The 14744-nt window shown below is 36.1% G+C and carries 15 protein-coding genes; 9 read left to right on the plus strand and 6 right to left on the minus strand.

Features of this window, described 5'->3' with window-relative positions:
- Nucleotides 1–19 precede the first annotated feature (19 nt).
- Together tgt and G9C87_RS14065 are read left to right on the plus strand one after the other, a co-directional pair.
- A complete protein-coding gene (gene tgt / locus G9C87_RS14060; protein WP_172282187.1) occupies nt 20–1150 on the plus strand; it encodes a tRNA guanosine(34) transglycosylase Tgt in 1131 nt (376 codons plus the stop codon).
- Nucleotides 1151–1159: 9 nt separating this feature from the next.
- On the plus strand, nt 1160–2272 hold the full coding sequence (locus tag G9C87_RS14065) for an LptF/LptG family permease (RefSeq protein ID WP_172282189.1): 1113 nt from the start codon (nt 1160–1162) through the stop codon (nt 2270–2272).
- On the opposite strand, the gene G9C87_RS14070 is transcribed toward G9C87_RS14065, so the two are convergent.
- Nucleotides 2266–2979: a biotin--[acetyl-CoA-carboxylase] ligase gene (locus tag G9C87_RS14070; RefSeq protein WP_172282191.1), complete on the minus strand. Its 714-nt coding sequence runs from the start codon at nt 2977–2979 to the stop codon at nt 2266–2268. The two genes, G9C87_RS14065 and G9C87_RS14070, sit on opposite strands and share 7 nt — an antisense overlap.
- Nucleotides 2980–3066: 87 nt before the next feature.
- On the opposite strand from G9C87_RS14070, the gene rsfS reads away from it, so the two are divergent.
- The 5 genes from rsfS to G9C87_RS14095 all read left to right on the plus strand — a co-directional run bounded on the left by rsfS (nt 3067) and on the right by G9C87_RS14095 (nt 7711).
- Nucleotides 3067–3435: a ribosome silencing factor gene (gene rsfS, locus G9C87_RS14075; RefSeq protein WP_172282203.1), complete on the plus strand. Its 369-nt coding sequence runs from the start codon at nt 3067–3069 to the stop codon at nt 3433–3435.
- 15 nt (nt 3436–3450) lie between these two features.
- Nucleotides 3451–5439 (plus strand): ATP-dependent zinc metalloprotease FtsH, encoded by a 1989-nt coding sequence (gene ftsH, locus G9C87_RS14080; RefSeq protein ID WP_172282205.1) that lies wholly within the window; start codon nt 3451–3453, stop codon nt 5437–5439.
- A 135-nt stretch (nt 5440–5574) separates the two neighbouring features.
- A complete protein-coding gene (locus tag G9C87_RS14085) occupies nt 5575–6156 on the plus strand; it encodes an LUD domain-containing protein (protein ID WP_172282207.1) in 582 nt (193 codons plus the stop codon).
- Between the two features lie 24 nt (nt 6157–6180).
- Nucleotides 6181–7053 carry a phosphatidate cytidylyltransferase gene (locus G9C87_RS14090; protein WP_172282209.1) on the plus strand — a complete coding sequence of 291 codons (873 nt, stop codon included), beginning with the start codon at nt 6181–6183 and terminating at the stop codon, nt 7051–7053.
- 4 nt (nt 7054–7057) lie between these two features.
- Nucleotides 7058–7711, plus strand: coding sequence for a phosphatidylserine decarboxylase family protein (locus G9C87_RS14095; protein WP_172282211.1), 654 nt, complete (start codon nt 7058–7060; stop codon nt 7709–7711).
- A 57-nt stretch (nt 7712–7768) separates the two neighbouring features.
- Here the strand turns inward: G9C87_RS14095 and G9C87_RS14100 are convergent, their stop codons facing one another.
- The 4 genes from G9C87_RS14100 to G9C87_RS14115 form a co-directional block, all read right to left on the minus strand.
- Nucleotides 7769–8119 carry a DUF1801 domain-containing protein gene (locus tag G9C87_RS14100; protein WP_172282213.1) on the minus strand — a complete coding sequence of 117 codons (351 nt, stop codon included), beginning with the start codon at nt 8117–8119 and terminating at the stop codon, nt 7769–7771.
- 22 nt (nt 8120–8141) lie between these two features.
- The gene (locus tag G9C87_RS14105; RefSeq protein ID WP_172282215.1) at nt 8142–9980 is read right to left on the minus strand and encodes an ABC transporter ATP-binding protein; all 1839 of its coding nucleotides are present in this window, start codon (nt 9978–9980) and stop codon (nt 8142–8144) included.
- A gap of 52 nt (nt 9981–10032) precedes the next feature.
- On the minus strand, nt 10033–10956 hold the full coding sequence (locus G9C87_RS14110; protein WP_172282217.1) for a M28 family peptidase: 924 nt from the start codon (nt 10954–10956) through the stop codon (nt 10033–10035).
- Between the two features lie 172 nt (nt 10957–11128).
- Nucleotides 11129–11518 (minus strand): DUF4293 family protein, encoded by a 390-nt coding sequence (locus G9C87_RS14115; protein ID WP_172282219.1) that lies wholly within the window; start codon nt 11516–11518, stop codon nt 11129–11131.
- Nucleotides 11519–11661: 143 nt separating this feature from the next.
- Here G9C87_RS14115 and rho point away from each other — a divergent pair, with 143 nt between their 5' ends.
- Nucleotides 11662–13473 (plus strand): transcription termination factor Rho, encoded by a 1812-nt coding sequence (gene rho, locus G9C87_RS14120; protein ID WP_172282221.1) that lies wholly within the window; start codon nt 11662–11664, stop codon nt 13471–13473.
- A gap of 176 nt (nt 13474–13649) precedes the next feature.
- A complete protein-coding gene (locus G9C87_RS14125; RefSeq protein ID WP_194304258.1) occupies nt 13650–14246 on the plus strand; it encodes a superoxide dismutase in 597 nt (198 codons plus the stop codon).
- Here G9C87_RS14125 and G9C87_RS14130 read toward each other — a convergent pair.
- Nucleotides 14183–14725 (minus strand): DUF6146 family protein, encoded by a 543-nt coding sequence (locus tag G9C87_RS14130; protein WP_228457016.1) that lies wholly within the window; start codon nt 14723–14725, stop codon nt 14183–14185. The two genes, G9C87_RS14125 and G9C87_RS14130, sit on opposite strands and share 64 nt — an antisense overlap.
- Nucleotides 14726–14744 lie beyond the last annotated feature (19 nt).

The following is a 14744-nucleotide window of genomic DNA, read 5'->3' on the forward strand; positions in this document are numbered from 1 at the left end:
GAATTAATAAAATATACAAATGAAATTTTTTAATATAGAAAAAACCTCTGAAGGGAAAGCTAGAGCAGGTGAACTTATAACCGATCACGGTAAAGTTCAGACGCCTATATTTATGCCCGTAGGAACTGTTGCGAGTGTAAAAACAGTTCACCAGAGAGAATTAAAAGAAGACATTAAGGCGCAGATCATATTAGGGAATACCTACCATCTTTATTTACGTCCGGGAATGGATGTTATGCAGGAAGCCGGAGGATTACATAAATTCATGAACTGGGATCTTCCTATTCTTACGGATTCCGGAGGTTTTCAGGTTTTTTCGCTTTCAGGAAGCCGAAAGATGTCTGAGGAAGGTGTGAAATTTAAATCGCATATCGATGGAAGTTATCATCTTTTTACTCCGGAGAAATCTATGGAAATCCAAAGACAGATCGGGGCAGATATTTTTATGGCATTTGATGAATGTACTCCCTATCCATGCGAATATAATCAGGCAAAATTATCTATGGAACTCACCCACCGTTGGTTGAAAAGATGTATTGACTGGACTGAAGAAAACCAGGAACTCTATGGTTATAAACAGAGATTGTTTCCTATTGTTCAGGGTTCTACTTATTCCGATTTGAGAAAGATATCCGCAGAGGTGATTTCAGAGGCCGGTGCTGAAGGAAACGCAATTGGTGGACTTTCTGTAGGAGAACCTGAAGAAGAAATGTACAGAATTACAGATGAAGTAACAGATATTCTTCCTAAAGAAAAGCCAAGGTATCTTATGGGGGTAGGAACTCCCTGGAATATTTTGGAATCTATCGGCTTAGGTATCGATATGATGGATTGCGTAATGCCAACCAGAAACGCCAGAAATGCCATGCTCTTTACCTGGCAAGGGGTTATGAACCTGAAGAATGAGAAGTGGAAACGTGATTTTTCGCCTTTGGATGAGTTTGGGACAAGTTTTGTAGACAAAGAGTATTCAAAAGCATACGTTCGCCATTTATTTGTTTCTAAAGAATATTTAGGCAAGCAGATTGCATCCATCCACAATCTGGCTTTTTATTTGGATTTGGTAAAAGTTGCAAGGGAGCATATTTTGGCAGGTGATTTCTATGAATGGAAAAAATCTGTTATTCCTGTTCTCAGACAAAGATTATAAAAGGAAATTATGTTTACAATTATAGACCGGTATATCATCAAAAAATATCTTGGAACTTTTGGTTTCATGCTTATATTATTGTCTATAGTTGTTTTGGTGATCGATGTTCAGCAGAAAATTCCAAGGATAGAAAATGCGACAGCAATTGATGCAAAATTAAATCTATCTTATTTTCTTGTTCATTTTTATCCGTTCTGGATCATTAATTTGGTGATGACATTCTTATCTATTCTGGTATTTATATCGGTAATTTATTTTACCTCCAGAATGGCAAATAATACAGAAATTGTTGCTGTGATCAGTAGTGGAGCGAGTTTTCATCGCTTTGCAAAGCCCTATTTAATTACTTCTTTGTTTATTGCGTCTATATCTTTGGTTGTCAATCATTTTGTGCTCCCATGGGCAAATATCAAAAAAAATGAGCTGGAAGCTTATACTTACAATGCAGCCAATAAAGAAAAAGTTTTGGGAACAGCACCGGTAACGGCACAGCTCAGCAGAACAGAATACATTTTTATCAACTCCTGGAACAAGAGGGAGCGAAGGGGTTCCGGTTTTATATTCCAGAAATTTGATAACAACAGAAAGATGCTTTATGAACTGAAAGCTTCTGATGTGTATTGGGACCAGGATAAAAAACAATTTGTTCTCAATAATTATACTGAGAAAAATGTTAATAAAGATGATTCTGAAAAGCTGAAAAACGGAACTGAATTAAGGAAAAGCTATGGGCATGCACCTGAAGAACTTTTCCCAAATGAGCTTTTAGGACAGAATAAAACCACTCCGGAGCTTTTAAAGTTTATCCAAAGGGAGAAAGAAAAAGGAAACAGTAACCTGAATACCCATTTAAATGAGTTGTACCAAAGGACTTCCATGCCTGTTTCTATTGTTATCCTGACATTTCTGGCTCTTTCACTTTCCTCACAAAAGAAGAGGGGAGGTTTGGGAATTAACCTGGCGATAGGTATTTCTCTTGCATTTATCTTTGTATTCTCATTTGAGGCTTTAAAAGTAGTTTCCGAAAATAAGAGCATGTCTCCGGCTCTGGCCATGTGGTTTCCCAACCTTATTTTCTTTCCGATTGCATTATATCTTTATCTGAAAAGAGCAAATCAGTAAAGAAGTTTGATTTCTTTATGGTAAAAAGAACGAAGGCCTTCTTCCAGTTCAATCCAGATTTCTCCCTTTTCGTCGCAAAACTTTATAATGCCATTTTGTCTCTTTTTATCGATTTCAAAAACAGAGATCTCATCTTTACGGAATAAAAGATCATTGAATCGTTTAAGGATTTCTCCATCAGTCGGAATGTTGCTCAGTTTTTCAATCAGGAAATCATGAAGACTTACAGTAAATTCTTCAAGACGGAATATCTTACCTGTAAGAACAGAAAGCGAGCTTGCGTTCGAAATTTCATCAAAATTCTCCTGAAGAACATTGAATCCTGCGCCGATGATGAAATAATTTTTTTGATTAATTTTTTTCTTTTCAATCAATATTCCAACTATTTTCTTACTTTTAAGAATAATATCATTAGGCCATTTTATCTTTACATCACATTCAGTCATATTGGCAAGGAAATCCCTGATAATAATTGCGGTATAATAATTGAACATAAAATCCGAAAGCGTGAAATGATGAGTGCTCACAGCTAATGTGTAAGCTACATTCTTTTCAGCAGTGGAAGACCATGTATTTCCATATTGCCCGCGACCTTTGGTTTGATTAAATGTATGTAAAGCAATAAAATCTGAATTTTCGTAAAGTAAAAACTTTGAAATTTCGTCATTAGTAGAAGGGCACTCTTTTAGATAGAACAGTTGGGCCATTTAAGAAAACTTTAAGACTTTAAAAGGGTAAAAGTAAGGTTAAAGTAAAGAAAAAACAATAAATTTGCAGATTATAGTATTTTTTTAATGAATAAGACAGTAGAAAAGCAAGAATTAATAGATAAAATCGTTGAAGCTATCCAGGATGTAAAAGGAGAAGACATTATGATCTTTGATCTTTCCAACATCGAAAACTCAGTAGCAGAAACGTTTGTAATATGCAGTGGAAACTCTAATACACAGGTTTCTGCATTGGCTGGGAGTGTAGAGAAGAAAGTTAGAAACGAACTTCATGACAGACCTTGGCACGTAGAAGGAACGGATAATGCAATGTGGGTTTTGGTAGACTATGTAACAGTGGTCGTTCACATATTCCAAAAGCAGGTGCGTGAGTACTATGATATTGAGGAATTGTGGGGTGATGCGAAAATCACCAAAATTGAAAATGAAATTTAATTTTAAAAAGTATAAATGAACAATAAAGGATTTAACTGGTTTTTTCCAATTGCGATCATAGCTCTTTTGTTATTTTTTGGATCCAACTTTTTAGGAGACAACAGCGCAAAAGCTATTGATGAAGACGGTTTCTTCAGAGAAATGCAATCGGGAAAAGTTCAGAATATTATTATATATAAAGACACTGAAAAGGCTGATGTATTTTTAACTCAGGCTGCTAAAACAGCAATGGTGAATAAAAACACCAAAGAAAACAATCCTTTGTCAGCATTCGATATGGCTCCTAAAGCTGATTACACAGTGAAATACGGAGATCTTCAGCTTTTCCTTCAAAAATTTGATCAGATAAAAGCAGAAAATGCGGCTATTAAAACAACTAAAGATTATGGAGCGGGTAAAAATCCTTTCATGGATATTTTATTCTCTGCATTGATATGGATTGCTATTTTAGGATTATTTTACTTCCTTCTTTTCAGAAAGATGGGGGGAGGTGGAGGTCCTGGAGGACAAATCTTCTCTATCGGTAAATCTAAGGCAAAACTTTTTGACGAAAAAGAAAGAATTCAGGTAACATTTAAAGATGTAGCAGGATTAGAAGGAGCAAAAGAAGAGGTACAAGAAGTTGTAGATTTTCTTAAAAACTCTGAAAAATATACAAAACTGGGAGGTAAAATTCCAAAAGGAGTTCTTTTGGTAGGGCCTCCGGGAACTGGTAAAACATTATTGGCGAAAGCAGTAGCCGGAGAAGCAAAAGTACCTTTCTTTTCGCTTTCGGGTTCAGACTTTGTTGAAATGTTTGTAGGAGTTGGGGCGTCAAGAGTAAGAGACCTTTTTGCTCAGGCGAAAGCTAAATCTCCTGCCATTATCTTTATTGATGAGATCGATGCTATTGGACGTGCGAGAGGAAAAAATAATTTCTCAGGAGGAAATGACGAAAGAGAAAATACCCTCAATCAACTTCTTACAGAAATGGACGGCTTCGGGACTGATACCAATGTTATTGTAATGGCTGCTACCAACAGGGCTGATATTTTAGATAAAGCTTTAATGAGGGCAGGGCGTTTTGACCGTTCAATCTTTGTAGACCTTCCGGAATTACACGAAAGAAGACAGATTTTTGATGTTCACTTAAAGAAAATCAAACTGGATGATAATGTGGACAGAGAGTTTTTAGCAAAACAAACTCCTGGTTTCAGCGGAGCCGATATTGCCAATGTTTGTAACGAGGCAGCACTGATTGCAGCAAGAAATAACCATACTTCGGTGACAAAACAAGATTTTCTTGATGCGGTAGACAGAATTATTGGAGGTCTTGAAAAGAAAAATAAAGCAATAAAACCTTCTGAAAAGAAAAGAGTTGCTTATCATGAAGCCGGTCACGCAACCATTTCATGGTTGGTAGAACACGCTTCTCCACTTTTAAAAGTAACGATCGTTCCAAGAGGACGTTCCCTGGGAGCAGCATGGTATCTTCCGGAAGAAAGGCAGCTTACTACTACTGAGCAGATGCTGGATGAAATGTGTGCAACTCTGGGAGGTAGAGCAGCAGAGCAAGTAATATTCAATAATATTTCTACCGGTGCATTATCTGACCTTGAAACAGTAACGAAAAGAGCTCAGGCTATGGTTACAATCTACGGATTGAGTCCAAATATCGGTAACATTTCGTACTATGATAGCTCAGGACAGTCGGAATACAATTTTGGAAAACCTTACTCTGAGGAAACTGCGAATAAGATTGACGTAGAGATCAAATCGATTATCGAAAATCAATATGCACGTGCAGTACAGATCCTTACAGAAAACAAAGATAAGCTGGATGCTCTGGCAGGTAAACTTCTGGAAAAAGAGGTAATCTTCCGTGAGGATTTAGAAGAAATATTCGGTAAAAGAGCCTGGGATCCTGAGTTGACGGAAAGACCCGTAACGAATACAATTCCTCTAATCAAGGATAAAGAAGAAGAAAGTGAGATTCAGGCTCCGGAAAGCCCGACTCAACTTTAAGATTCTTAAAAAATAAAAGAAATAAAACCTGGTAATTTCAAAATTGCCAGGTTTTTTCATATTTAAACGTACATTTTTGGAATCAATTATAATTTATTTTCTATTTTTGTATAAAGTTGACTAAAAAACATTAAGTTGAGTTTATTTAAAAAAATTGTAAGCAAACTAACTAACCAACCCGAGGAAGATGACAACCAAAGTTTGGAAAAGCTAGGGGATTCGCTGAAAAATGCAGATCTCGATTATAAGTTTGCGCAATTATTTACGCATTCGGGGGGATTTTTTAATTATTGTGCAGATGAAGCGGAGGCTCTACAAACTTTGAATCAAATCATTAAAATAGAGGGCATTCACAATATATTTTGTTGGGATAAGGAACTTCAGAATTTTTTGAATGTTGTAAAAAGTCCCTTTACTTCAGAGCTGGAACATTCCAACGATGCTGCATTTATAACCTGTGAGTATCTGATTGCTTACGATGGAAGAATTATGCTGTCGCACAATAACATTCTCCATTATCATTCGTCGAGACTACCCAGTAAGATTATTATCATGGCTAACGTATCTCAGATCGTTAATAACCTGAATGACGCCATGGGAAAAATAAAGCGTAACGGGAATATTAAAAACCTGACTTCAATCAGCGGAAGCCAGTCAAAATTAGATACATCCTCTAATTCCAATACAAAACTGTTTTTATTGCTGCTTGAAGATTAAGCATCAATTTCTAAATTATACATTTTGGACAAAAATCTCATTCAAAGAACCATTTCAGGGATTGTGTACGTTGCGGTTATTATCCTTTGTGCAACTCCACTCGGAGCCCAACTGATCAATACCATATCTCCGGAACTCGTTAAACAGCAATACCTGTACTACGGTTTAATAACATTTTTAATGCTGGTGGGTTCATGGGAGTGTGTGAAGATCATGAAGTTTGGAAAAGGATATGAAAAGTGGGTTGTTTTTCCCGTTATTGCGGTTATCTTTTACATGTTTTCCAAAAGATACTTCTATCATGATTTCTTTTTTGATTTCAGGCTAAGCGAAATATTGGCATTATCATTAATAGGGATAGCTGTAGTTACTTTATTTAAGTATCCTACAGAATTATACTACGATAGCGGGAAATTGATTTTTACGGTCATTTACGTTGCACTGCCTTTTAGCTTTGCTCTGGGACTTCCAAAATATTCTAATTTTGATAATTCGTTTTCTTTAGAAGTGTTGTTCCTGTTTATTCTGATCTGGAGCAGTGATACATTTGCCTATCTTACGGGAAAATTTTTTGGAAAACATAAAATGGCACCTAAGATATCTCCTAAAAAAACCTGGGAAGGTTATGCGGGAGGTGTTATTCTCACATTAGTATTGTCTTACTTTATTGAAAAATATCAACACGATCTGCGTGGAAACTGGATCGTTGTAGGTTTTCTCGTCGCTTCATTTGCTCCGCTTGGAGATCTGGTAGAAAGCCAGCTTAAAAGAAGTTTTGGCGTTAAGGACAGCGGAAACATTATTCCGGGGCACGGAGGTGTATTAGATAGACTGGATAGTTTTATAATCTGCGTTCCTGTTGTATATTTGTACTTTATTTTAGAAAAATTTATTTAAACTCATGAAATTACATAGAGAATCGAAAGGAACGATCACTGTAGCAACCATCCTTTTCATCATTATTGGTGTTGCAGCAATTTATTTTCTTAAAATGTGGTCGCTTTTGATCATTATGCCTTTATTGGTTGTATACAGCCTTATATTTTGGTTTTTCAGAGTTCCCAACCGGGAAATTCTTGATCATAAAGAGAATGTGATTGCACCGGTAGATGGGAAAGTGGTTATGATTAAAGAAGTTGAAGAAACGGAATTTCTGAAGGGGAAGGCAATACAGGTTTCTATCTTCATGTCACCCCTGAATGTGCATATTTGCAGATATCCCGTTTCCGGAGAGGTGATCTATAAAAAATACCATCCTGGAAAATATTTGGTAGCATGGCACGAAAAGTCTTCTACTGAAAATGAAAGAACAACTGTGGCGATAGAAAGTTTAACGAATCACAAAGTTGTTTTCAGGCAGATTGCAGGTTATGTAGCGAGAAGAATTGTTTTCTATTGTAATGAAGGAGATCAGGCAAAAGCAGGGCACGAATTTGGATTTATAAAATTCGGTTCAAGAATGGATGTTTTCTTACCATTGGACACGGAGATTATTTGTAAAATCGGAGATATCACAAAAGGAGGGTTGGATATCATTGCTAAAATGAAAGAGTAATTTCAATCAATAAAATACAAAAGCAGTTTCAGGAGAAGCTGTTTTTTTTGTTTAAGGTTAAACCTTAATAAATTTTTTTACCTCGTTTACAAGCTCTAAAATAAGCTGTATGGGTAAATCCTTATCCATATCAATTAAAAGGATTTTAAACTTCTTTCTGCCTTCCTGGAGCAATTCCGGAGCATTCAGTCTGTCTCCATGATAAAAGCTTACATAATGTTTCTTATATTTTTTGCTGTAATACAAATAGCAAAGCATCTTCTTTTTGTATTTAAAAAAGGGCAATCCAAAGCTTAGTGTCTCTGTTATGTTATCCGGATCAGATTCCAGGATCTTTTTCCGCAAAAACAAAAGAGTACTTCTATCAGGTTCTTCAATTCTGTAGAAATACTCTTGTATGGGGTTCATTTTAAATTTAATTTAAAAAGGTTTAATCAAAATTCTGGAGTTCAACCAATTTGTGGTAAACACCTCTTTTCGCGATCAGATCGTGGTGGCTTCCCTGTTCTACGATATCCCCTTTTTCCATCACTACGATCCAGTCTGCTTTTTGTATTGTCGAAAGCCTGTGGGCAATAACCAAAGAGGTTCTGTTTTCCATCATTTTCTCGAGAGCATCCTGTACAAACTTTTCAGATTCTGTATCTAATGCTGAAGTTGCTTCATCAAGGATCATAATCGGTGGGTTCTTAAGAACTGCTCTTGCAATAGAAACCCTTTGTTTCTGCCCTCCGGATAATTTACCACCATCATCTCCGATATTGGTGTCATAACCTTTTGGAAGCTGTGTAATAAAAGTATCTGCATTGGCCACTTTAGCAGCTGCGATAACCTCTTCTTTGGTAGCATCAGGTTTACCCATTAAGATGTTGTTATAAACAGAATCATTGAAAAGAACGGATTCCTGGGTTACCATGCCTAATAGCTTTCTGTACTCCTGTAGCTTCAGGTGTTTGATATCAACATTGTCAATTAAAATTTCACCTTCGGAAACATCATAGAAACGGGCAAGCAGGTTGGCTATTGTTGTCTTCCCGCTTCCGCTCTGGCCGACTAAAGCAACTGTTTTTCCCTTTGGAATCGTTAAATTAAAGTTTTTAAGAATTACATTATCCTTATCATAATAGAATCCGATATTCCTGAATTCAATATTGTTTTCAAGTGTTGTAATAGAAACCGGTGCCGCAATTTCTTCGATTTTAACATCTGCATCCAGAATTTCCAATACCCTTTTCAGAGAAGCTTCTCCCTTCTGAACATTGGAAATCGAAGTAGATAAACTTTTTGCCGGAGGTAAAATCTGGAAAAACATCCCTAAAAATACAAGGAAATCTGCAGGGGAAATACTTTGATCAACAATGATTTGCTTTCCTCCATACCAAGCAATGATCAAAAATGTAATAGAGCCCAGGAATTCACTCATTGGCGAAGCCAATTCTTTTTTTCGTCCTAAACTTATAGAGCTGGAAATCCATTTGTGCATCGATTGCATAAATCGGTTATCCATTATTTTTTCAGCATTAAAGATTTTAATAACCTTTGATGATTTAAGGGTCTCATCCACGATAGAGAATATATTTCCTAATTCATGCTGAGCCTCATGAGAGTCTTTTTTAAGGCTTTTTCCGATTAAAGCGATCATTGTTCCCATTACCGGTAAAATAAGTAATGAAAAAAGTGTCATTTCAGGGCTTAAAAAGAAAAGGGTGATCAAAGTACTGATCAGCATAAACGGTGCATTGATCAGGTCAATTAAACTACCTAAGATATTACCTTCCACTTCACCGACATCATTGGACATACGGGACATCAGATCCCCTTTTCTGCTTTCGGTAAAGAATGACACAGGCAATGAAAGTATTTTGCGGTACATCGCACCACGGAGATCCTTGGTAACTCCCACCCGGTAATTAATTAAAAGAAAAGATCCGAAATAACGGAACGCATTTCTTAAGAGAAACATAAAAGCAGTGACAACGCAAAGCCATGCAAGTACTTTCAGCGAACCATACTCAGTAACAAGGCTTTGTACATAATAATTGGAGTAGTCTTTTATGTAGGAAAAGAAATCAATAACATCTCCTGAATACACAGGTGCAGATTCATATTTCTGCGGTTTTATTGTTCCGAAAAGCATTCCCAGGACCGGAAGGATAGTTCCTAAGGAAGCTATCTGAAACACAGAATACAGGATATTGAAAAACAAACTTCCGTATATGTATTTCTGGTGAGGCCGTGCGAATTTTAATATTTTTTTATATTCGTTCATTAATGAAAAATTGGAAAGGCAAAATTAGGTATTTTTAAAAGAGTAGACGATCTTAATTGAATTTTACTTTATCGTTATATTTTGGTGTAAAATTCTTTGGTCCTAATTTCTCAAAAGTTTTCCCAAGGTTATTGATGATTTGGGTCAGGTTATTGAAATCTACAACGGATACATCGTCGCTTTCATTGTGATAATGTGTTGCTTTGGTCATGTCAACTGTAGAGAACGAGTGTGCAATGATTTTCTTTTTAACAAAGCTTACGTTATCGGATCTGTAGAATAACTGTTGTGTGGCATATGGATCAGGATATATTTTCAAGCCGTTTGCTGCATGTTGATTAAACAATTCATCAAGATCAGAAAATTCATCACCTGTCATAAAGAGGGCATTTTTTCCGAATTGTGATTCTGTAGCTACCATTTCAAAATTAAAGAGGGCAGACATGTTATTATAAATAGGATCAAGATCCTTGTTAGTTGAAATCGCCCTTGAACCTAACATTCCTTTCTCTTCTCCGTTAAAAGCAATAAATGCCATTGAAAATTCAGGAGTTTTATTTTTGAAATAATCTGCGATTCCTACAAGAGTGGTAATTCCGCTTGCATCATCGTCTGCCCCATTGTAGATGTTATCACCACTTTTTTTACTGGTGCCGATATGATCAAAATGTCCTGAGAAGCCTAAATACTTGTCGCTTTTTCCTTTTTTGATACCACAAACGTTATAAACGGTTTTCCCTTTATAATCAAAAGGGACAAGGTAAGAGTTCCCGGTGCAGTATTCTAAGTTGTTTTCTTTAAAAAGTTTGGCAATATATTGGGCGGCATTGTCGTTTTCCGGGGTCCCGATTTCCCGGCCCTTCATTTCATCAGATGCCAGTGTGGAAAGAACAGTTGTTACTGTACTTTTCTGAACTTCCTGGGCAAAGGTAATTACTGAGAAAAACGAGAATGCGAGATAAGTTAATTTTTTCATTGGAGTCCTGTTATATAAGTATATGTCGTTGAAACATAGAAAATGTTGCATTGATTTTAAAAAAAATATGGAGAGATAAGAAGGAAATACAGAAATTGAAAACTTAATCTTGGTCTAAAAGAAAAAAACAGCTTCAAAAGAAGCTGTTCTTACTCAAAAAATCGTTGTAAGGTTATCGAAGTCTGTCTACAGATTTTACGAGCCTCTCATCTTTACGGATATATATGTTTGCAATAAACAAACAGATAATCGCGATTAATGGAAAAACAGGCTCAATACCCTTCTCAGGAAATTCAATTCCTCCGGATAAATTTAGTAGCCAATAAGCCAATACACCAATCAACAAAGCGTTTATAATGATGCTGATTGTATTCAGCAAAATTTGTCTTTTTCTGTTTTTAAAGCTGAATACACTTAGTAATCCAACTAAAACAAGTACAATACATGCACTGTCTACTACAGGAATGTTACCAAATACAGCAACATCTTGTCCTGTGATGAAAAGAAAAACAGCAGCTAAAACTGCCAGAAAAATCCATATAGTTTGTATTCTTTGTAGCATTGAATATTAAATTCTTGGCAAAAATAACATAAATTTTGCACAATTCAAAAATAAGTGTAGATTTGCATTATACAATGTACTTGAAAACAAAAGTCACCGGACTTACTTTTCTTACTCACAATTAATTACATTTTTACATACATATGTTTAACATTGAAACGTTAAGGTCAAAATCCGTAACGGAATTGACTAAAATCTTAAAGGATTTAGGCGTTAAGGTTGCAAGAAACAGCTCTGAAAACGATAAAATTTTTGCTGTTCTTGATTTTCAAGCTTCTAACCCTAAAGTTACAAAAGATTATTTCAACACCACAGAGAACAGTATGAATACTGAAGACAAAACGGTGGAAAAAGAAACTAAAGCTCCTGCCAAGAAAGCCGCCCCAAAGAGGACGGCAAAACCTAAAACGGAGGCAAAGGTTCCAACGCCATCAGAGACAGCAACAAAGGTTGAAGAAAAAACAGAAGAAAAAGAAACTGTCACTGAAACTCCAAAGCAGGAAGAAGTTACTTCAACTACAGAAGAAAATACTGCTTCACAGCAGCCACAAGCAAAGAAAAAAAGGAAAAGAGTTACTCCAAATACCAATACCACTGAAGCTTCTGCTCAGGAAAGGACGGAAGTACAAAAAAACACAGATACTCAGGAATCTGCTCCGGCAGAAGAAAAGCAAGGTAATCCCCAAGCTCAGGCCAGACCTCAGAAAGGCCAGAACCATCCACAAAACGGTGGAAACTCTCACAAAAATCAGAACCAGAGCCAAAATAACCATAATCAGAATCAAAACAGACATTCTGATAAGCAGGAAGAGCAACACGAATCTAAAAAAGAATTCCATTTTGATGGAATGGTAAGTATAGAAGGTGTGTTAGAAATTTTACCTGATAATTATGGGTTTTTACGTTCTTCAGATTTTAGTTATATTTCTTCTCCGGATGATGTATATGTATCTACTGCACAGATCAGAAATTTCGGATTAAAAACCGGAGATACAGTAAAAGGTATCGTAAGGCTTCCAAAAGAAGGTGAGAAATACTTTTCCTTATTAAAACCTACGGAGGTGAATGGCCGTGATCTGGCATTTATCAAAGATCGGGTAGCATTTGAATACCTTACACCTCTTTTCCCGGAAGAAAAATTTAACCTTACAGGAAACAATTCAACCATTTCTACAAGAATTGTAGATCTGTTTGCTCCGATCGGAAAGGGGCAAAGAGCAATGATCGTTGCGCAGCCTAAAACAGGTAAGACCATGTTGCTTAAGGACATTGCCAATTCTATCGCAGCTAACCATCCTGAAGTTTATATGATGGTTCTTCTTATCGATGAACGTCCTGAGGAAGTTACAGATATGGAAAGAAGTGTAAATGCAGAGGTAATTGCTTCTACATTTGATGAAGCAGCAGAAAAGCACGTTAAGGTTGCTAATCTTGTATTGGCAAAGGCTCAGAGAATGGTTGAGTGCGGTCATGATGTTGTTATTTTATTAGATTCCATTACCAGATTAGCAAGAGCATACAATACGGTAACGCCGGCTTCTGGAAAGGTTCTTTCCGGAGGGGTTGATGCCAATGCTTTGCATAAGCCGAAGAGATTCTTCGGAGCAGCCAGAAAAATTGAAGGTGGTGGTTCCCTGACAATTATCGCTACAGCATTGATTGACACAGGTTCTAAAATGGACGAAGTTATCTTTGAAGAATTCAAGGGTACAGGTAATATGGAGCTTCAGTTGGATAGAAAAATTGCCAACAGAAGAATTTATCCTGCTATTGACCTTGTTTCTTCCAGTACAAGACGGGACGATCTTCTTCTGGATGAAGTAACTTCTCAGAGGATGTGGATCTTTAGAAAATATCTTTCTGAAATGAATCCTGTGGAAGCCATGGAATTCGTTAATAAAAATATCAAAGGAACTCTTAATAACGAAGAATTCCTGATGTCTATGAATAGATAGATTAATTTAATATTGTTAAATAAAAAGCACGGGTTTTCATAATCTGTGCTTTTTACTTTTAAACAGGATGTGGAATATAATATATCAATGTTAAAGATTTATTAAAATAATACGCTATTTTTGATAATCGGTCAATTATTGGCTAACTTTGAAATATAACATTAAAAAATAAAATTATGTCATTTGAATTACCAAAACTAGGATACGCGTACGATGCATTAGAACCAACTATTGATGCGAAAACAATGGAAATTCACTATACAAAGCATCATCAGGCTTATATAGATAATTTGAATAAAGCAATCGAGGGTACGGACCTGGCTGGAAAAACAATAGAAGAAATCTGCAAAACAGGAACAGATAAGCCTGCAGTAAGAAATAACGGAGGAGGACACTTTAACCATTCTTTATTCTGGGAAATTTTAACTCCGGGAGGAAGCAAAGAACCTGTAGGAAATGTAAAGGCTGCTATTGAAAACTATGGTGGTTTTGATAAATTTAAAACAGATTTCTCTGAGGCTGCTAAAACAAGATTTGGTTCAGGATGGGCATGGCTGATTAAAAATGCAGACGGTTCAGTTTCCGTGTCTTCTACTCCTAATCAGGACAACCCATTAATGCCTGTTGCAGATGTTAAGGGAACTCCGGTTTTAGGATTAGACGTTTGGGAGCATGCTTATTACCTAAACTATCAAAACAGAAGACCTGACTATGTTACAGCGTTTTTCGATGTAGTAAACTGGGATAAAGTAGAGGAATTATTCAACAAATAGTTGATTGTTTCCAATAAAAATAAAAAAGGATCAGAAATTTTCTGATCCTTTTTTTTATAATATCTTGTGACATCACTTCCGCTCAAACCGTTCATTCGTAAACCGTATTTCCAATTGACGTAAGCGAAAACCTGGTAAAGTTTGTATTCAAACTTTAATCCGTAATTTTCTTTTGGATCATAGCTGATCGACGATTCAATTACATTCCTATATCTTCCTGTATTATAATAGGAATTCCATTCACTGACCAGAATTATATTTCTTGATTTTAAGTAAGACTCTGTGTATTGGTTCATCGGTTTTGCAATAGCATTTAAAAAATAATCATATTGAGTATCCAATACAGTGATATCCCACTCTCCATCGTCATTTTTGGCTGGTTTTATCTCAGATTTCTCTTTATCCGGTTTAGGTTTGTCCTGAGACAAACAGCTAAAAGGCAGACAAAACATGCATACTATTAAAATCAGATTTTTCATACTTATAAAGTTACGCAAA

Origin of the sequence: Chryseobacterium sp. LAM-KRS1, from assembly GCF_013184525.1 — a bacterium.
Lineage (GTDB): Bacteria > Bacteroidota > Bacteroidia > Flavobacteriales > Weeksellaceae > Chryseobacterium > Chryseobacterium proteolyticum.

What these genes read in the sequence shown, in the direction of transcription:
- tgt (WP_172282187.1), top strand. Translation starts at nt 20, where the DNA reads ATGAAATTTTTTAATATAGAAAAAACCTCTGAAGGGAAAGCTAGAGCA.
- G9C87_RS14065 (WP_172282189.1), top strand. Translation starts at nt 1,160, where the DNA reads ATGTTTACAATTATAGACCGGTATATCATCAAAAAATATCTTGGAACT.
- G9C87_RS14070 (WP_172282191.1), bottom strand. Translation starts at nt 2,979, where the DNA reads ATGGCCCAACTGTTCTATCTAAAAGAGTGCCCTTCTACTAATGACGAA.
- rsfS (WP_172282203.1), top strand. Translation starts at nt 3,067, where the DNA reads ATGAATAAGACAGTAGAAAAGCAAGAATTAATAGATAAAATCGTTGAA.
- ftsH (WP_172282205.1), top strand. Translation starts at nt 3,451, where the DNA reads ATGAACAATAAAGGATTTAACTGGTTTTTTCCAATTGCGATCATAGCT.
- G9C87_RS14095 (WP_172282211.1), top strand. Translation starts at nt 7,058, where the DNA reads ATGAAATTACATAGAGAATCGAAAGGAACGATCACTGTAGCAACCATC.
- G9C87_RS14100 (WP_172282213.1), bottom strand. Translation starts at nt 8,119, where the DNA reads ATGAACCCCATACAAGAGTATTTCTACAGAATTGAAGAACCTGATAGA.
- G9C87_RS14105 (WP_172282215.1), bottom strand. Translation starts at nt 9,980, where the DNA reads ATGAACGAATATAAAAAAATATTAAAATTCGCACGGCCTCACCAGAAA.
- G9C87_RS14110 (WP_172282217.1), bottom strand. Translation starts at nt 10,956, where the DNA reads ATGAAAAAATTAACTTATCTCGCATTCTCGTTTTTCTCAGTAATTACC.
- G9C87_RS14115 (WP_172282219.1), bottom strand. Translation starts at nt 11,518, where the DNA reads ATGCTACAAAGAATACAAACTATATGGATTTTTCTGGCAGTTTTAGCT.
- rho (WP_172282221.1), top strand. Translation starts at nt 11,662, where the DNA reads ATGTTTAACATTGAAACGTTAAGGTCAAAATCCGTAACGGAATTGACT.
- G9C87_RS14125 (WP_194304258.1), top strand. Translation starts at nt 13,650, where the DNA reads ATGTCATTTGAATTACCAAAACTAGGATACGCGTACGATGCATTAGAA.
- G9C87_RS14130 (WP_228457016.1), bottom strand. Translation starts at nt 14,725, where the DNA reads ATGAAAAATCTGATTTTAATAGTATGCATGTTTTGTCTGCCTTTTAGC.